General features: G+C 57.7%; 16 protein-coding genes and 2 tRNA genes. 3 read left to right on the forward strand and 15 right to left on the reverse strand.

Annotated elements, in window-relative coordinates; all coding sequences use genetic code 11:
- Nucleotides 1-2: 2 nt before the first annotated feature.
- Nucleotides 3-779: a TatD family hydrolase gene (locus ACSFE6_RS06220; RefSeq protein WP_435426778.1), complete on the forward strand. Its 777-nt coding sequence runs from the start codon at nt 3-5 to the stop codon at nt 777-779.
- On the opposite strand, the gene ACSFE6_RS06225 is transcribed toward ACSFE6_RS06220, so the two are convergent.
- The 5 genes from ACSFE6_RS06225 to ACSFE6_RS06245 all read right to left on the reverse strand — a co-directional run bounded on the left by ACSFE6_RS06225 (nt 780) and on the right by ACSFE6_RS06245 (nt 6,435).
- Complete coding sequence (locus ACSFE6_RS06225; protein ID WP_435426779.1) at nt 780-1,169, reverse strand: hypothetical protein; 390 nt, start codon at nt 1,167-1,169, stop codon at nt 780-782. It abuts the gene before it with no gap.
- Between the two features lie 261 nt (nt 1,170-1,430).
- On the reverse strand, nt 1,431-3,461 hold the full coding sequence (locus tag ACSFE6_RS06230) for a methyl-accepting chemotaxis protein (protein WP_435426780.1): 2,031 nt from the start codon (nt 3,459-3,461) through the stop codon (nt 1,431-1,433).
- Nucleotides 3,462-3,678: 217 nt separating this feature from the next.
- Nucleotides 3,679-4,515, reverse strand: coding sequence for a regulatory signaling modulator protein AmpE (ampE, locus tag ACSFE6_RS06235; protein ID WP_435426781.1), 837 nt, complete (start codon nt 4,513-4,515; stop codon nt 3,679-3,681).
- Nucleotides 4,512-5,087, reverse strand: coding sequence for a 1,6-anhydro-N-acetylmuramyl-L-alanine amidase AmpD (ampD, locus tag ACSFE6_RS06240; RefSeq protein WP_435426782.1), 576 nt, complete (start codon nt 5,085-5,087; stop codon nt 4,512-4,514). The genes ampE and ampD overlap by 4 nt, the downstream gene beginning before the upstream one ends.
- Nucleotides 5,088-5,151: 64 nt before the next feature.
- Nucleotides 5,152-6,435 carry a DUF1631 family protein gene (locus tag ACSFE6_RS06245; RefSeq protein ID WP_435426783.1) on the reverse strand — a complete coding sequence of 428 codons (1,284 nt, stop codon included), beginning with the start codon at nt 6,433-6,435 and terminating at the stop codon, nt 5,152-5,154.
- A 240-nt stretch (nt 6,436-6,675) separates the two neighbouring features.
- Here ACSFE6_RS06245 and nadC point away from each other — a divergent pair, with 240 nt between their 5' ends.
- On the forward strand, nt 6,676-7,524 hold the full coding sequence (nadC, locus tag ACSFE6_RS06250) for a carboxylating nicotinate-nucleotide diphosphorylase (RefSeq protein ID WP_435426784.1): 849 nt from the start codon (nt 6,676-6,678) through the stop codon (nt 7,522-7,524).
- Between the two features lie 85 nt (nt 7,525-7,609).
- Here the strand turns inward: nadC and ACSFE6_RS06255 are convergent, their stop codons facing one another.
- On the reverse strand, nt 7,610-7,915 hold the full coding sequence (locus ACSFE6_RS06255) for a DUF6388 family protein (protein WP_435426785.1): 306 nt from the start codon (nt 7,913-7,915) through the stop codon (nt 7,610-7,612).
- A gap of 299 nt (nt 7,916-8,214) precedes the next feature.
- Here ACSFE6_RS06255 and ACSFE6_RS06260 point away from each other — a divergent pair, with 299 nt between their 5' ends.
- Nucleotides 8,215-8,721 (forward strand): hypothetical protein, encoded by a 507-nt coding sequence (locus tag ACSFE6_RS06260; RefSeq protein ID WP_435426786.1) that lies wholly within the window; start codon nt 8,215-8,217, stop codon nt 8,719-8,721.
- A gap of 8 nt (nt 8,722-8,729) precedes the next feature.
- Here the strand turns inward: ACSFE6_RS06260 and ACSFE6_RS06265 are convergent.
- The 9 genes from ACSFE6_RS06265 to ACSFE6_RS06305 all read right to left on the reverse strand — a co-directional run bounded on the left by ACSFE6_RS06265 (nt 8,730) and on the right by ACSFE6_RS06305 (nt 18,029).
- Nucleotides 8,730-8,805: transfer RNA gene (locus ACSFE6_RS06265), tRNA-Thr, on the reverse strand.
- Nucleotides 8,806-8,944: 139 nt separating this feature from the next.
- Complete coding sequence (pnp, locus tag ACSFE6_RS06270; protein ID WP_435426787.1) at nt 8,945-11,050, reverse strand: polyribonucleotide nucleotidyltransferase; 2,106 nt, start codon at nt 11,048-11,050, stop codon at nt 8,945-8,947.
- 209 nt (nt 11,051-11,259) lie between these two features.
- Nucleotides 11,260-11,529, reverse strand: a complete 270-nt coding sequence (gene rpsO / locus ACSFE6_RS06275; protein WP_002555121.1) for a 30S ribosomal protein S15 — start codon at nt 11,527-11,529, stop codon at nt 11,260-11,262.
- Nucleotides 11,530-11,791: 262 nt separating this feature from the next.
- Nucleotides 11,792-12,709, reverse strand: coding sequence for a tRNA pseudouridine(55) synthase TruB (gene truB, locus ACSFE6_RS06280; protein WP_433738629.1), 918 nt, complete (start codon nt 12,707-12,709; stop codon nt 11,792-11,794).
- Between the two features lie 3 nt (nt 12,710-12,712).
- Nucleotides 12,713-13,114: a 30S ribosome-binding factor RbfA gene (gene rbfA / locus ACSFE6_RS06285; protein WP_435426788.1), complete on the reverse strand. Its 402-nt coding sequence runs from the start codon at nt 13,112-13,114 to the stop codon at nt 12,713-12,715.
- A gap of 159 nt (nt 13,115-13,273) precedes the next feature.
- Nucleotides 13,274-15,799 (reverse strand): translation initiation factor IF-2, encoded by a 2,526-nt coding sequence (gene infB / locus ACSFE6_RS06290; protein ID WP_435426789.1) that lies wholly within the window; start codon nt 15,797-15,799, stop codon nt 13,274-13,276.
- A gap of 27 nt (nt 15,800-15,826) precedes the next feature.
- Nucleotides 15,827-17,308 (reverse strand): transcription termination factor NusA, encoded by a 1,482-nt coding sequence (gene nusA / locus ACSFE6_RS06295; protein ID WP_435426790.1) that lies wholly within the window; start codon nt 17,306-17,308, stop codon nt 15,827-15,829.
- A gap of 47 nt (nt 17,309-17,355) precedes the next feature.
- Nucleotides 17,356-17,814 carry a ribosome maturation factor RimP gene (gene rimP / locus ACSFE6_RS06300; RefSeq protein WP_435426791.1) on the reverse strand — a complete coding sequence of 153 codons (459 nt, stop codon included), beginning with the start codon at nt 17,812-17,814 and terminating at the stop codon, nt 17,356-17,358.
- Nucleotides 17,815-17,952: 138 nt separating this feature from the next.
- Nucleotides 17,953-18,029, reverse strand: a tRNA-Met gene (locus ACSFE6_RS06305).
- Nucleotides 18,030-18,080 lie beyond the last annotated feature (51 nt).

An 18,080-nucleotide genomic window follows, 5' to 3' on the forward strand; every position in this document is an offset into this window, starting at 1 on the left:
CCGTGGAGTTGATCGACACCCACACCCATCTGGACTTTCCGGACTTCGATGCCGATCGTCAGTCGTTGATGGCCGAAAGCCGCGCCCTTGGCGTGCGAAAGATGGTGGTGTTGGGTGTGTATCAGAGCAATTGGCAACGGGTCTGGGAGCTGGTGCAACGCGATCCCGACCTCTATGCCGCGTTCGGTTTGCATCCGGTGTATCTCGACGACCATCGGCCCGAACATCTGACCGAACTCGGTGACTGGCTGACGCGCCTGACCGGTCATCGACAGCTGTGCGCGGTCGGTGAAGTCGGCCTGGACTACTTCATCGAAACCCTCGATCGCGAGCGCCAGCAAGCCTTGTTTGACGCACAGCTGCAACTGGCGGCGGACTTCAATCTGCCAGCGCTGATCCATGTAAGGCGCAGCCATGCGGCGGTGATTGCTACGCTCAAACGCTTCAAGCTGAAACGTGCCGGTATCATCCACGCCTTCGCCGGCAGCCGCGAAGAAGCCCGGGAATACATCAAGCTCGGGTTCAAACTGGGACTGGGCGGTGCCGCGACCTGGCCACAGGCCTTGCGCATGCACCGCGTACTGGCCGAGTTGCCACTGGAATCAGTGGTACTGGAAACCGATTCACCGGACATGGCACCCGCCATGTTTGCCGGTCAACGCAACAGCCCGGCGCACTTGCCGGCGATCTGCGAGGCGCTGGCCGGGATCATGGCGATCAGCCCCGAGCGGTTGGCGACTGTCAGCACCGCCAATGCCAGTGAATTGTTCAACTGGTAGTCAGTCGACGTGGGCCTTGGCGGCATCAAGAATCAGCGTCATGTGCTGACGCTGGCGGGCCAATCGAACAGAGATGAAGTAAACGAAAATCGCCACCAGCGAAAAGTTCAGTTGCTCGACGACGCTGATCAAACCAATCCACTCCAGCACCAGCGCTACCAGCAGTGCCGTGCAAACCATGATCAAAAGACTGGCTTTCAACAGGGCCAATGAATCGAGGGACTTGAAGCGTTTGATCTGTTTCGGGTCGTTCAACTGCAAGGCTTTCTGGCAGTGGGAACAGGTGAAGGGCTCATTGATTGCAATGGCATTGAGCTGCCAGGGTTTGAGTAACAGCGTGCACTGGCAATGGGCGCAGTGCCCCTGGATTCCAAGCGTTACAACAGTCATGACCGGGCCTTCTCCATGCGGGCAATGAAATGAATCTTGCTTCATTGAAGACGAAAAATCCGAAACCGCAGAAAAAACAGGAAGATCCTGACTCATACAGGTAAAAAGTATTACAGGAAATTCTGCAATCTCTCCAGTGAGAAACCAAACCCCCTGTGGGAGCGAGCCTGCTCGCGAAGGCGTTGCCACATTCAACATCGATGTGACAGACAGACCGTCTTCGCGAGCAGGCTCGCTCCCACACTTGTAATGCTGTAACGCCTAGACCCGAAACGCGCTGATCAACTGCTTCAATTCCACCACCTGCATCGACAACGCCCGACTGGCATCCTCGGTTTGGTGCGCCCCCTCGGCGGTGCGCTCACCGGCGCGGTTGATCTCGACGATGTTTTGGTCGATGTCGTGGGCCACGGCGGTTTGCTGCTCCACGGCTGCAGCGATCTGCTGGTTCTGGTCGACGATCATGCCCACCGCGTCGAGGATATTCTCCAGCGCCTGCTGGACCTTTTCCGACTGACCGACAGTACCGTTCGCCATTTCATGGCTAACACCCATGGCCTTCACCGCCGCGCCAACGCCACCGTGGAGCTTGGCAATCATCTGCTCGATTTCCTCGGTCGACTGCTGGGTACGCTTGGCCAACGTCCGGACCTCGTCCGCCACCACCGCGAAACCACGCCCCTGCTCCCCGGCCCGAGCCGCTTCGATGGCCGCGTTCAGCGCCAGCAGGTTGGTCTGTTCGGCGATGCTCTTGATCACCTCCAGCACACGACTGATGGACTGGCTGTCACTGGCCAACTGATTGATCACCAGCACCGACTGGTCGATCTCGCTGGCCAGCGCGGCGATGCTGCCCTGCTGGGATTGCACCAGCCCGCGGCCGCTGATGGTCTCGTCGTTGACACTGTGGGCACTGCTCACCGCTGCCGCCGCACTGCGTGCCACTTCCAGCGACGTGGCGGACATCTGGTTCATTGCCGTAGCGACCTGTTCGATCTGCGTGCGCTGTCCCGCCACGGCCTGATTGCTTTGTGCGGAGACATTCTCCACCTGACCGGCCTGCCGTTCGACCTCGCTGACGGTGTGCCCCACGCGCTCGATCAGGTCATGGATTTTTTTCACGGTACCGTTGAACACCTCACCCAACTCGCCCAACTCGTCATGGCTGTTGGCGCTGAAGGTGACGGTCATGTCGCCGGCCGCCACTTTGTCCATCACCCCGCCAAGGCGTTTGAGCGTGGTGCGGGTCGAGGCATAGAAACCGCCGTACAGGTAGAAAATCAATACAAACACCACGGACAGCGCCACGGCCTGCAAGATCATATGAGTTCGATTCTGCTCCAGACGCAGCTGCAACTGAGAGCCGAGAAACTTCAGGGTGGCTTCATTGAGCTGGTAAGTCTGGTCCATCAGGCCGGTGACTTGGTCGTAAAAAGCCTGCCACGGCGCATCCAGCGTGTCGGCCATCACCACTTGCTCTTCAAAGAGCTCACTGGCTTTTTTCAGCGAGGCTTTGCTGCTATCGGCTTGGGTGGCCAGGGTCTCCCGCGCGGTTTTACTGGAGGCCAACGCGTCCTGCAATTTCAGGCCATATTCGGCCTGGAGTTTTTCGATCTGTGCCAACAGCTCATCGAAACGGGTGCTTGAGGACGAATTGAGAAAGCCCTGCCCCAACGAGTAAGAACCCATGGCCCGACCGTCGCCCAAAATCTGTGTGACCGCAGGCGTGACACTGGTGACGAGCTCGCTGAGCTGACGCATGTCGCTTTGATTGTCACGGCTCAGCCCGGCCTGACTGGCAACAATCTGGCTGAAGATCTGCGCGTTACTCACCAACTTGCCGATCAATGCACTTTTGCTTTGCAGGGATTTTTCCGTTTGCTGAGCCTTGAACGCGGCGATCATTTCATCGCGTTTGCCATCGAAGACCACGATCTGTTCCGGATCGCTGGCCATCGCCGTCAGCCCTTGCAGGCGCGTCAACACACGCTGCTCCAGCGTACCGATCTGTGACTCGAGATTGCCGGCCTTGCCGGACTGGCCAAGGGTTACGTTGATCTGCACCAGGTTGTTCAGGGTTTCCAGATCGCGACGCAGTGTCAGGCTGCTGCCCAACAGGTCGAGGCTCTGCAGTTCGATCCGGGTGCCCTGGAATTCGCGATAGGAGTCACGAACCAGATAAAAGTTGGTCACCAGCATCGGCACCAGGAACAGGACACTGATCAGGCTGAACTTCATGCCGAAGCTCAAGCGGTTCATCAGCGCGACGGCGGGATAGAGCAAGCTCTTCACTGGAAGTCACCCCTCGATTTCTTATTTTTATTGATCTGCGCAGCCGGAAAGCAGATAGCCACTATTGGGCGCTGTCTCTATATAGCTCAAATCGAAGGAGGGTTTTGTAACTTAAGGTAAACGACAAAAGATCGCAGCCTGCGGCAGCTCCTACAGAGGAAAACGCCGTTCACCCTGAGCTGCCGCAGGCTGCGATCTTTTTATCTTGATCTTCAAATCAAGGAAGGACCGTCCACAACGCAAAACCCGCATACCAGAGCACCGCCGCCCGCAACAGCAGCTCCCAGATCCGGTCGAGGTTGATGATCCCTTCCGCCCCGACCACCGGGGTCGGAATTTCAGCGGCGACCAGCCCGGCCTTCTCGATCAATTGGGCGGCGCTGATGTTCCAGTTCAGCAGCTCGTGCAACATCATCCGGCTGACCGCAACAAAGTTGCCAACCAAGGCAAAACTTGCCGCCAGCAGACGCACCGGCACCCAATCGAACGCGTGGCGCAATTGCCCGGCACGCTCGACGACCGCCGGGTTTTGCCCATGCTCTTCCGCCAGGGCCAATAGCCTATAACTCAGGGCGGCGACCGGTCCCAACAGGAAGTACCAGAAAATCACCGCGAAAAAACTCTGGTAGGCCTCCCACAACAAATGCCCTTCGACCCGTTCCAGCAATTGCTCACCGCTGTCGGCGCAGATATCGAGGTCACGTTTTGCGACATGAGCCGCGGCTTGCAAGTCCTCTCGGCGCCAGGCATCGCGAAACGGCCCGAGACCGCCCAGCAGATCCCCCCGCCCCAAACTGTAAATCACCACCAGCAGGTGCACCGGTAGCGCCAGCAGACCATAGGCGACCGGGTCCAGCACCAGTAACAGCAAACCCAGCAGCGCGACCGGCAATAACACCAGCACGACCAAAACCAGCCATGGACTTTTCGCCAGGCGCGAACTGGATTCAAGTTTGTGCAACTCGCGAATCCAACCACCATCTCGCTGAACCTGATGGCGCAGAGCCGAAAACTTCTCGATCCATACAGCCAACAGCAACACCAGAAAACTCATCGTTGTTCCTCTTTTCCCTGAGCATCTTTAGCCAGCGCCGCACGATACCGTGCCCAGTCGAACGCCGGTCCCGGGTCGGTTTTGCGCCCGGGTGCGATATCGCTATGCCCGCAGATACGCTGTGGAGTGATGGCCGTGAAAGCGCTTTGCAGTTGCCGGGTCAGGGCCGTCAATGCGTCGTATTGAGCATCCGTGAACGGCAAATCATCCGTGCCCTCGAGCTCAATGCCCACGGAAAAATCGTTACAGGTTTCCCGCCCCTCGAAACTCGAAACCCCGGCATGCCAGGCGCGCTCAAGACAGGAGACAAACTGGGTTATCGCGCCGTCACGCTCGATCAGAAAGTGCGCAGACACCCGCAGGTCGGCAATCCCCTCAAAGTAGGGGTGCTCCGTGACATCCAGACGGTTCTGGAAAAACTCCTGCACCTTGCCGGTGGCGAACTGCGCCGGCGGCAGACTGATGTTGTGAATCACCAGCAGGGAAATTTCGCCGGTGGGGCGCGCATTGAAGTTGGGCGAGGGACACAAACGCACGTCCTGACACCAACCGCTCGCGAGGTCCAACTGCATACCGATTCCTTCAACGACGACTGTATTGGTGCCCAGTATGCCGCGATAGCCCCTCCGGACGCGATCACTTGCCGCGATGGAGGCGGAGCGAGCCGTCTTCAGGGGGCGGCAGCACGACTTCCTCCAGCACCTCAACCATCGCCGATCCCGCGTGGGCGCTGCGCGGTTCCGGTTCAAACAACTGGACGTGCAAACCTTCCAGCTCGGTGAAGAATTCACTGGCGGTAAACGGATCGAATGCCGAGCCACTCAACCCCTCGCGCAATCCCTTGAGCAATTCCGGCACCAACACCAACAAACGTGAGCGCGCATCGGGCTCCTCATGAAGCTGGACGCTCCAGATCAACTGTTCCATGGTCCGCACAGCGACATGCCATTGCGTAGACTGATCACCCTGCTTTAGATACGTCAGCAGCAACACCTTGCTCCACGCCTCGCACACGAACAGCACCACGCTTCGCGGCAAGACCTTGCCGATCAGTGCCTGGCTCAACTCCAGCTCGACACGGCGTCGAGCTAGCACGGTTTGGGCGTTGCTTTCCAGGGCATCGCGGGTTCGTTGCTCGAACCATTCACTGCGACGACGCTCAAGCAGATGGTCAGACTCGACCGACGTACCGGTGAGACCAGCCTCCACGATCCGGCATGCCGGAGTGGGCTGGAGATCGGCCAACACACCCGTGGCGATCAGCAATTGATTGGCTTCGGCATAGAGCTGGCCAATAGCACTGAGTACATAGCTGTCGAACAGTTTGAGGATGATCAACTTGACCTTGATCTCCACCCCCAGATTACGCCAGGCCTGCAGGAAGTACCCGCAGAGCATCGTTGGTCCCACGGGATTGTGCCGCTCCATCAACGATCGGCCCAGCAGTGTACTGAAGCGGGCAGTGAGCTGGTCAAGTGCGAAACCATCGCGTTTCAACACCTCGTTTACCATCGCCTCCACCGCGTCATTGCGTTCCAGCTCGTCACGGGCCAACGTCGTATAGACCTCGGCGGACGAAGGCTGAGGCAATAGCGTGTGAGTTGCGTTGTACTGGGTGAGGCTGATGAACGCGTCGAAAAACTGCTCGAAGAAGAAACGCTCGATGCTTTTACGCTTCAACCGCAGATCGCGCATCGCTTGGAAAAAAACATTCTGATCGACATCATTGCGGGCCCGGTCGGCCATTTCGAAGAGGGTGTCGTCGGCGTTATCGAACAGCGCCTGCAACCCCTGCCGCAGCTGTTGTGCGGCCTTGTCGCGAACCTGAAGCAGAACCACGGGCAGCCGGGCGAGCGGCGAGTGAATCGCCTGGTCGGTAGTCGCCTTGTGCAAAGGCACTACATTCCCGTCGTTGTGCATCCAGCCTCCTGACACGGTAATTCTTCGTTTCGTCAAAGACATGACGTCAATTGCAAGGCGAATTATCTTGTAAACACCCCTTGGGCGCCAGAAGACTCTGCACCAGCCTCCAGAACGATGCCCTCGTACCCGCCAGAATCGACCAAATGCAGCCGCCGGAGCACCACGAACCACGCGGACGCCTTGGGTTGCCTCGCGCCATGGCCCTATAATCGGGGCACTTTGTTTGTGGAGCCCGTTATGCCGAATCTACGTCTCGCCGATTTGACCGCCGAAATCGAAGCCAACGTGCGCCGTGCGTTGCTCGAAGACGTCGGCAGCGGCGATATCACCGCGCAATTGATCCCGGCCGAACGCTTGGCCAAAGCCACCATCATTACCCGCGACGCCGCTGTCATCAGCGGTACGGCTTGGGTGGATACCGTGTTTCGGCAACTGGACCCGCGGGTTGCAGTGCACTGGCAGGTCGCCGACGGCGAACGGGTCAAACCCAATCAAGTGCTGTTTCACCTCGAAGGCCCGGCCCGCTCGCTGCTGACCGGTGAACGCAGCGCACTCAATTTCCTGCAGTTGCTGTCCGGCGTGGCCACCCGCGCGCAATACCTGGCGGACTTCGTCGCCCAGACCCAGGTCAAGCTGCTCGACACCCGCAAGACCTTGCCGGGCCTGCGCCTGGCGCAAAAATACGCCGTGACCTGCGGTGGCTGCCATAACCACCGCATCGGCCTGTATGACGCCTTCCTGATCAAGGAAAACCATATCGCCGCTTGCGGAGGCATCTCGCAGGCCATCGCCGCCGCACACAAAATCGCACCGGGCAAACCGGTGGAAGTCGAAGTGGAAAGCCTGGATGAACTCAAAGAGGCTTTGGCGGGTGGTGCCGACATCATCATGCTCGATGAATTGAGCCTGGATGACATGCGCGAAGCTGTGCGCCTGAACGGCGGCAAGGCAAAACTGGAGGCCAGCGGCGGGATCAACGAAAGTACGCTGCTGCCAATCGCCGAGACGGGTGTGGATTACATTTCGATCGGGGCGATGACCAAGGATGTGAAGGCTGTCGACTTGTCGATGCGTCTGAGTCTCTGAGAGGAGCAGCTGCAAGCGGCAAGTTACAAGCCTCAAGCGACTTCGCTTTAACTTGTAGCTTTCCGCTTGAAGCTTGAAACTGCTCTCAAACCACCAGATTGTTCATCTCGCAGTATTCCTCCCACTCCACACCCAACACCTCGGCCGCCTCTTTATGCAGTTTCAGGCGTTCAGCCTCGAATTCTTCCGGTGTGGTGGTGTACTTGAGCGTCAATTCCCAAGGCTGCAGGCCCTGGGCCTCTGCCTCGTCCTCGAATGCCCACTGTATCTGGTCTTTCTGATCGTCCGGACTCAAGTCCTTGATCTCTTCCAGTAACTCGGGCGCATCGAGTGCGTACTTTCTGAGCGCTTCCTCGTGTCGGGCTTCCTGGCTTAATTCTTTTACGGTCATGTTGTTCTCGCTGATCGGGGGGAATGGAAGATGGATGTGGATCATCAAGGATCTCTCTGACGCAAAAAACCGTGTGTCGTGCGGTTTATCTGGCCTTCAGAACCATTCGGGGATCATCTGAAAACTGCTGGGCGAAGCTCAGGCAGGCTCCGAATATAGGATGTTTGTCGGACGATTTACACGACTCTTTACATCAACCCCACAAAAAACCACACAGCCTGCCAATCGAGCGGGAACATAAATCGAAAGCACAAGTCATAGCGATGTGCCATCTAGGTATGTCATATGGAACCCTCGCGATGCCTGGCTACTCGAAGTTTTCCGCTGTTCTATCCGCCACAGCAGTGACGTCTCTGCTAGGAATCCTGGTACTGCCAGGAATGGCTCTTGCCGGTATTGAATTCAGCAACAGCTCCTCGAGTTCATACGGGAAACTGACCGCCATCCAAAATGAGTACGGCAAGGACGTGTTGGTCAAAACCGATGTCGAAGTGGGCGAACTGGAAAAGGTGCAGGACACCCTTAAGGAACAAGCGCGCCAGATTGAAGAACTCAAGCGCAGCAGTGGCTCAAGCTCCAGTTCCAGCAACAAGGAGTTCGATGAGCTCAAGCGTACCGTCAAGGAGCAAGAGCGCGATCTGGACAATCTTCGCAAGCAGGTCGAAGAGCTGAAGCGTAATAGCGGCTCCAGTTCGAGCTCCAGCAACAGCGAGATTTCGAACCTCAAGCGCGAAGTCAGCGATCAGGATCGCACCATCGATCAGCTCAAACGAACCGTCGAAGACTTGAGCAGGAAGGTGAAGTAAGAAGGGAATGGTGCCCGAGACAGGAATCGAACCTGCGACCTTCGCGTTACGAGTGCGCTGCTCTACCGACTGAGCTACACGGGCAGTGGGCTAAACCTAGCATCGCTCAGCCAGACCGGCAACTTCGGCCAGCGACTTGATTTGCTCCAGCCAAAAAAAAGGCCCCGCAGTTTTCACTGCGGGGCCTTTTTACAACGTTAAAGCGGCCAGGCTTGAGGGCTGATTAAACGCCCGAAGCCTTGGCTGCTGCCACGTCTTTGATGGACAGTTTGATACGGCCGCGGTTGTCCACGTCCAGTACCAGCACTTCCACTTCCTGGCCTTCTTTCAGGATGTCGGTCACTTTCTCAACGCGAGCGTCGCTCAACATGGAGATGTGAACCAGGCCGTCCTTGCCAGGCAGGATGTTCACGAATGCGCCGAAATCGACGATGCGCTCAACCTTGCCGACGTAGATCTTACCGATCTCGGCCTCGGCGGTGATGCTCAGAACGCGCTGGCGCGCTGCTTCCGCTGCATCCTTGGTTTCGCCGAAGATCTTGATCGAACCGTCGTCTTCGATATCGATCGAAGCCTTGGTTTCTTCGCAGATCGCACGAATGGTCGCGCCGCCTTTACCGATGACATCACGGATTTTGTCGGTGTCGATTTTCATCGCGATCATGGTCGGAGCGTTGGCCGACAGTTCGGTACGCGACTGGCCAATGATCTGGTTCATCTGGCCGAGGATGTTCAGGCGCGCTTCCAGGGCTTGGCCCAGGGCGATTTCCATGATCTCTTCGGTGATGCCCTTGATCTTGATGTCCATCTGCAGCGCGGTCACACCTTTGGCGGTACCGGCTACCTTGAAGTCCATGTCGCCCAGGTGGTCTTCGTCGCCCAGGATGTCGGTCAGGACGGCGAATTTCTCGCCCTCTTTAACCAGACCCATGGCGATACCGGCAACCGGCGCCTTCATCGGTACACCCGCGTCCATCAGTGCCAGGGAAGCACCGCAAACGGAAGCCATGGAGCTCGAACCGTTGGATTCGGTGATTTCCGACACCACACGGATGGTGTACGGGAACACGTCAGCGGCTGGCAGCATGGCCTGAACCGAACGACGGGCCAGACGGCCGTGACCGATTTCGCGACGACCGGCGCCCCCCATGCGACCACACTCGCCCACCGAGAACGGAGGGAAGTTGTAGTGCAGCATGAACGGGTCTTTTTTCTCGCCTTCAAGGGTGTCCAGCAGCTGTGCGTCACGGGCAGTACCCAGCGTTGCAACAACCAGGGCCTGGGTTTCACCACGGGTGAACAGCGCCGAGCCGTGAGTCTTCGGCAGAACGCCGACTTCGATGTTCAGCGGACGAACGGTGCGAGTGTCGCGACCGTCAATACGTGGCTTGCCGTTAACGATGTTTTCGCGAACGGTGCGGTATTCGATTTCACCGAAAGCAGCTTTGACGTCAGCTGCGGAAGGCTGGCCTTCTTCGCCGGACAGCTTGGCGACAACCTGATCCTTCAACTCACCCAGGCGAGCGTAGCGGTCAGCCTTGACGGTAATGGTGTAAGCCTGGGAGATCGCTTCGCCGAACTCGGCACGGATAGCGCCCAGCAGTTCGGTGGCTTCGGCTTGTGGAGCCCAGGTCCAGGTTGGCTTGGCAGCTTCGGCGGCCAGCTCTTTGACGGCCTTGATGACCGACTGGAATTCGTCGTGTGCAAACAGCACGGCGCCCAGCATCTGGTCTTCGGTCAGCTCTTTGGCTTCCGACTCAACCATCAGTACGGCTTCTTCGGTACCGGCAACGACCATGTCCAGGCTGGAGGCAGCCAGTTGCTCGTAAGTCGGGTTCAGCAGGTAGCCGGTGCTTTCGTGGAAAGCGACGCGGGCAGCGCCGATCGGACCATCGAAAGGAATGCCGGAGATGGCCAGGGCAGCCGAAGTACCGATCATCGCAGCGATGTCCGGATCAGTCTTCTTGCTGGTGGAAACGACGGTGCAGACAACCTGCACTTCGTTCATGAAGCCTTCAGGGAACAGTGGACGGATCGGACGGTCGATCAGTCGGGAAGTCAGGGTTTCTTTCTCGGAAGGACGGCCTTCGCGCTTGAAGAAACCGCCAGGGATCTTACCGGCAGCGTAAGTCTTTTCCTGGTAGTGAACAGACAGAGGGAAGAAACCCTTGCCAGGATCGGCTTGCTTGGCACCGACTACGGTCACCAATACGCTGACGTCGTCGTCAACGGTGACCAATACTGCGCCGGAGGCCTGACGGGCGATGCGGCCAGTCTCGAGGGTAACGGTCGACTGACCGAACTGGAATTTTTTGATTACCGGGTTCACGGTGTCCTACCTTCTTTTGTGGCTCTTGGGGAAACGGGTTTCTTGCGAAATTCTTGGGCAACGTCGGGAATCGGCCCGATCGGTTTGTCCAGGTGTTGTCACTCAGGTAAAGCAGGTATCCAGATAAAACTTGAGGCTGGGAGCCTGCCATGCGCCGGCGGAAACCCGCTGACGCACGACAGACAACCAACCTCTAGCGCAATCGCTTATTAGCGACGCAGACCCAGGCGACCGATCAGAGCGCTGTAACGGCTCACGTCTTTGCCTTTCAGGTAGTCCAGCAGCTTACGACGCTGGTTAACCATGCGGATCAGACCACGACGGGAGTGGTGATCTTTACCGTTGGCCTTGAAGTGACCTTGCAGTTTGTTGATGTTGGCGGTCAGCAGTGCAACTTGCACTTCTGGCGAACCAGTATCACCAACAGCTTGCTGGTAGTCGGTAACGATTTGAGCTTTTTCTTCAACGCTGAGAGCCATGAGGCAATCCTTTTATCAGGAAACTGTTTCAAAAAAACAGCTTCAACAGGCCAGGGACAAATCCCTGTATCTAAAAATGAGTAGTGACCATGCCTGCTAACAGCCACCCTCGTCCCAGTTTGTATAAAAGCTACTGCGCTCGGTAATCCTGCGTCAAAAACCGGCTCGGAATGCTCATTGACAGCAGTCAACTCCGCTTCCTCGCCAGTTTTTTCCTTGTCTTACCTTCGCTCGCTACGCTTTTACCTCAAACTGGTTCCGGTCATTCTGACCGAATCAGTCGACGTGGCGCGATACGCCCGTCTTCGCTCACTTCACCGATACCGATGAAGCGACCATTGTGATCCTGTACCCGTACCATGCCGAACTTCGGTGCATCCGGTGCGCGTACCGGTTGGCCGTTGAGCCAATAGAACGCACTCGCTTCCGAGAACTGCAGCAGCGGCCAATCCAGCAAGCCGCTGTCCGATGGCATCAGGAAGCGATCAACCGCCTCGTTGCCACCTTCGGCATGTACTGCTTCCAGCTCTTCCAATGTGACCGTCTGCGCCAGCGTGAAGGGCCCGGCCTGGGTACGTCGCAGTTCCGCAACGTAAGCGCCACAACCGAGTTGCTCACCGATATCCTCCACCAACGTGCGGATATAGGTGCCTTTGCTGCAATCGACTGCCAGTCGTACCGTGTCACCTTCGAAGGCCAACAATTCCAAGCGCGTAATAGTAACAGAACGCGGTTCACGCTCCACTACTTCGCCAGCGCGAGCCAGCTTGTACAAAGGCTGTCCATCTCGCTTGAGCGCCGAGTACATCGGAGGTATCTGACTGATTTGCCCACGAAATTTCGGCAATGCGGCCTCGATTTCGGCGCGACCAACGGTCACCGGGCGCTCCTGCAAAACTTCACCCTCGGCATCCGCCGTGGTGGTGGTCTTGCCCAATTGCGCCAGCGTCTCGTAGCCCTTGTCGGAATCGAGAAGGTATTGCGAGAACTTGGTGGCTTCACCGAAGCACAACGGCAAAACGCCGGTGGCCAGCGGATCGAGACTGCCGGTGTGCCCGGCCTTCTCGGCATTGAGCAGCCAGCGGACTTTCTGCAGTGCCGCGTTGGAGGTGAACCCCAGCGGCTTGTCGAGCAGGATGATGCCGCTGACGTTACGACGGATACGTTTGACCTGAGCCACCGATTACTCCTTGGTGTCTTCGGCTTCTGCCGCAACCGGATGCTGATTGTCTTCAGCCACTGCACGTTCGATCAACGCCGACAGATGCGCACCGCGCACAACGCTTTCATCGTAGTGGAAGTGCAACTGTGGAACGCTGCGCAGCTTCATCTCGCGAGCCAACTGCATGCGCAGGAAACCGGCGGCAGAATTGAGCACCTTGATGCTCTGCGCGATTTCTTCGCGGCTGTCCTGCCCCATCACAGTGATGAAAATCTTGGCGTGACCGACGTCACGGCTGACTTCCACAGCGGTAATGGTGACGAGGCCGACGCGCGGGTCTTTGACTTCACGACGGATCAGTTGTGCCAGCTCGCGCTGCATCTGATCGCCGATTCGTTGGGTACGGCTGTATTCTTTTGCCATGTCTTGTTACCTGTTACTGCCCCATGGTGAAACCCACGAGGTCTGAAAGCGGCAAACGCCCGGCCTGACGAAAGCCAGACCGGGCGTTGCATTTAGAGTCCGGGAGATGCGCCGCACAATTGCATGTGGCAGGCCATCACGGCTCTTGAAGTACGCGAGTTAGAGGCTGCGAGCAACCTGAACCTTCTCGAAGACTTCGATCTTGTCACCGACCTTGACGTCGTTGTAGCTCTTCACGCCGATACCGCATTCCATGCCGGCACGCACTTCGGAAGCGTCATCCTTGAAGCGGCGCAGGGATTCCAGCTCGCCTTCGAAGATAACGATGTCTTCACGCAGTACACGGATTGGACGGTTACGGTGAACGACACCTTCGATAACCATGCAACCTGCGATCGCGCCAAACTTCGGCGAACGGAACACGTCGCGCACTTCGGCCACACCGAGGATGTTCTCGCGAACATCGCTGCCGAGCATACCGGTCAACGCTTTCTTCACGTCTTCGATGATGTCGTAGATCACGTTGTAGTAACGCATGTCCAGACCTTCCTGCTCGACGATCTTGCGAGCACCGGCATCGGCACGCACGTTGAAGCCGAACAGTACAGCGTTGGAAGCCAGTGCCAGGTTGGCGTCGGACTCGGTGATACCACCAACACCGCCACCCACTACACGCACTTGCACTTCGTCGTTACCCAGGCCATTCAGAGCGCCCTGCAAAGCTTCCAGCGAACCACGGACGTCGGATTTGAGGACGATGTTGAGCGTCTTCTTCTCTTCCTGGCCCATGCTTTCGAAGATGTTTTCCAGCTTGCCAGCGTGAGCACGAGCCAGTTTGACTTCGCGGAACTTGCCTTGACGGAACAGAGCCACTTCACGGGCTTTCTTCTCGTCGGCAACCACGCTCATCTCGTCGCCAGCATCCGGCGTGCCGTCCAGGCCGAGAATTTCGACAGGAATAGCAGGACCGGCTTCCTTGATTGGTTTGCCGTTCTCGTCGAGCATGGCGCGAACACGGCCATAGTTCGAACCGACCAGAACCATGTCACCCTGACGCAGGGTACCGTCTTGAACCAGCACGGTAGCCACCGGGCCACGGCCCTTGTCCAGACGCGATTCAACCACGACGCCGCGACCAGGAGCCGAAGGCGTAGCCGTCAGTTCCAGAACTTCGGCTTGCAGCAGAACAGCTTCGAGCAGTTCGTCGACACCGGTACCCATCTTGGCCGAAACCGGTACGAATGGAGTGTCGCCACCCCAGTCTTCCGACGTCACGCCATGCACCGACAATTCGCTGCGGATGCGATCGAGGTCGGCACCCGGCTTGTCGATCTTGTTCACCGCCACGACCAGCGGAACACCGGCGGCCTGAGCGTGTTGAACCGCTTCAACGGTTTGCGGCATCACGCCGTCATCCGCTGCAACCACCAGGATCACGATGTCAGTAGCCTTGGCACCACGAGCACGCATTGCGGTAAACGCGGCGTGACCCGGGGTGTCGAGGAATGTCACCATGCCACGGTCGGTTTCAACGTGGTATGCACCGATGTGCTGGGTAATGCCGCCGGCTTCGCCAGCCGCTACCTTGGCACGACGGATGTAGTCGAGCAGGGAAGTCTTACCGTGGTCTACGTGACCCATTACGGTCACGACCGGCGCACGGGCAACTGCCTCGCCTTCAAACTTCAGGGACTCGGCCAGGGAATCTTCCAGGGCGGTATCGCTGACCAGGGTCACTTTGTGGCCCAGTTCTTCAGCAACCAGCTGGGCAGTTTCCTGATCCAGTACCTGGTTGATGGTCGCTGGAGTACCCAGTTTGAACATGAACTTGATGATTTCAGCTGCCTTGACCGACATCTGCTGAGCCAGATCGCCCACAGTGATGGTCTCGCCGATCTTCACTTCGCGCACGACAGGGCCGGTTGGGCTCTGGAAACCGTGGGCGTTGCGCTTCTTCAGCTTGGCCTTGCCGCGACCACCACGACGGAAGCCATCGCTTTCTTCGTCGGTAGTGCGTGGGGCAACGCGTGGAGCAGGTGCCTTTTCCTTGACCGATGCACGATGTGGAGCGTTTTTACGCTCGCCATCGCCACCACCGCGACGATTGTTATCATCGGCACGTGGTTTATCCGGACGACGCTGCTCATCGCGCTTGCGAGTATCGGCAGCAGGAGCCGGAGCGACAGCCACCACCGGTGCACTTTCGCGTACAGGCTCGGCCACCACAGCAGGTGCCGCAACAGGTTCGGCTGGAGCGGCCGGCGCAGCAACAGGCTGGCGACGCGCTTCTTCTTCGGCGCGACGCTTGGCTTCTTCTTCAGCCTTCTGACGTGCAGCATTTTCTACTGCGCGACGCTCTTCCAGCTCACGCTTGCGCTCGGCTTCGATTTCTTCCGGGCTGCGCTGTACGAAGACTTTCTTCTTGCGTACTTCAACACTGATGCTTTTGCTGCCAGCAACACGCAGGGTGCTGGTGGTTTTACGCTGCAGCGTGATCTTGCGTGGTTCTTCCACTTTCGCCTTGTGGCTGCTTTTCAAGTGAGTCAGCAACGATTGCTTCTCACTGTCAGTCACATGTTCTTCGGCGGCGGTGTGCGGCAGACCTGCCTCACGCATCTGCTGCAACAGGCGCTCTACCGGTGTTTTGACCTCATCGGCCAGTTGTTTCACCGTGACTTGCGTCATGCACTTCTCTCCTCAGGCCGCGCCTAATTACTCGAACCAATGGGCTCGGGCGGCCATGATCAACTTGCCGGCACGATCATCGTCAATGCCGTCGATGTCGAGCAGGTCGTCAATAGACTGCTCGGCCAGGTCTTCGCGGGTAATTACGCCGCGCACCGCCAGTTCCATCGCCAAATCCTTGTCCATACCCTCAAGCGAGAGCAGGTCTTCGGCCGGATGGGCGTCTGCCAGCTTTTCCTCAGTAGCGATGGCTTTGGTCAACAAACGATCCTTGGCACGAGCGCGAAGCTCGTTGACGATGTCCTCGTCAAAGCCGTCGATGTTGAGCATTTCTTCCAACGGTACGTAGGCAATCTCTTCCAGGCTGGTGAAGCCTTCATCTACCAGCACCTGAGCCAGTTCTTCGTCGACTTCCAGCTCGTCGATGAAATTACGCAGGATGTCGCCGGTTTCTGCTTGTTGCTTAGCCTGGATGTCCGATTCGGTCATCACGTTCAGGGTCCAGCCAGTCAATTGGCTGGCCAGACGCACGTTCTGACCACCGCGACCGATGGCCTGAGCCAGATTGTCTGCGCCAACGGCGATGTCCATGGCATGGGCATCCTCGTCAACGATAATTGCCGCAACCTCGGCCGGGGACATGGCGTTGATTACGAACTGAGCCGGGTTGTCGTCCCACAGAACGATATCCACACGCTCACCGCCCAACTCGCCCGACACTGCCTGGACACGCGATCCGCGCATACCGATGCAAGCGCCCTGAGGGTCGATGCGTTTGTCCTTGGAGCGAACGGCGATCTTGGCACGCGAACCCGGATCACGGGAGGCAGCCATGACTTCGATCAGTCCTTCAGCGATTTCCGGCACTTCGATGCGGAACAACTCGATCAGCATTTCCGGCGCGGTGCGCGACAGGATCAACTGCGGGCCGCGGTTCTCGGTGCGGATTTCCTTGAGCAGCGCACGCAGACGCACGCCAACCCGGAAGGTTTCGCGAGAAATGATGTCTTCACGAGCCAGCAACGCTTCGGCGTTATTGCCCAGATCAACGATCACGTTGTCGCGGGTTACTTTCTTGACGGTACCGGAGATGATTTCACCCAGGTGCTCGCGGTAAGCGTCAACAACCTGAGCGCGTTCGGCTTCGCGAACCTTCTGCACAATGACTTGCTTGGCAGTCTGTGCAGCGATACGGCCGAATTCGATCGACTCGATCTTCTCTTCGACGACATCACCTACCTTGGCGCCAGGATGCGTTTGAGCAACCTTGCTTGGCCAAGTCTCAATCGCTGGATCGTCCAGGTCATCTTCTTCGACGACCGTCCAACGACGGAATGTCTCGTAAGCACCGGTGTGGCGATTGATTTCCACACGCAGATCAACTTCGTCCTCAAAACGCTTTTTGGTAGCAGTGGCCAAAGCCAGCTCCAGCGCTTCAAAAATCACGTTTGGCGGTACGCCTTTTTCATTGGATACCGATTCAACAACCAGCAGTACTTCTTTGCTCATCGTACGCCTCGCCTTTCGCAAGCCATTGGATCCGCGGGATCCGCGTCTCAGTCAAAACTGGGAATAATGTTGGCCTTGTCGATCATATCGATCGGCAACAGGAACTCATGGTCTTCTACCTGCACCACAACGTCCTGCTCTTCCACACCGCGCAGAAGGCCCTGAAAGTTGCGTCGACCTTCAAAAGGCGAGCGCAGCTTGATCTTCACTTGTTCACCGGCAAATTTGGCAAACTGCTCAAGAGTGAACAGCGGGCGTTCCATGCCAGGCGAGGAAACTTCAAGGGTGTACTCAACGGAGATTGGATCTTCAACATCCAGGACACCGCTGATCTGACGGCTGACGATGGCACAATCGTCCACCAGCACGCCGCCCTCTTTATCGATATAAACGCGCAACATTGAGTGGCGGCCCTGGGCCGTAAACTCAATACCCCAGCATTCATAGCCTAGGGCCACGACCACCGGGGCCAGCAAGGCCTGCAACTCTTCTAGCTTGCTCGACACCTGAACCCCCTAGTGCATGTATGTGCATGCTATGCAAAATAAAAAAATGGGCGAAACGCCCATCCTTGAAACGCCGTCGAACAGCGGCGTTGAAAGTGTCCAGCTAACAAAAAGCCCCTTAAAAGGGGCTCCTTAAACTGGTTGCGGGGGCCGGATTTGAACCGACGACCTTCGGGTTATGAGCCCGACGAGCTACCAGACTGCTCCACCCCGCGACAAAGCTGGGGCGGAAGTATACGACCGATCCCTGACAGGGTCAATGTAAC

The sequence above is a fragment of the Pseudomonas baetica genome (genome assembly GCF_051216495.1).
GTDB classification, from domain to species: domain Bacteria; phylum Pseudomonadota; class Gammaproteobacteria; order Pseudomonadales; family Pseudomonadaceae; genus Aquipseudomonas; species Aquipseudomonas baetica_B.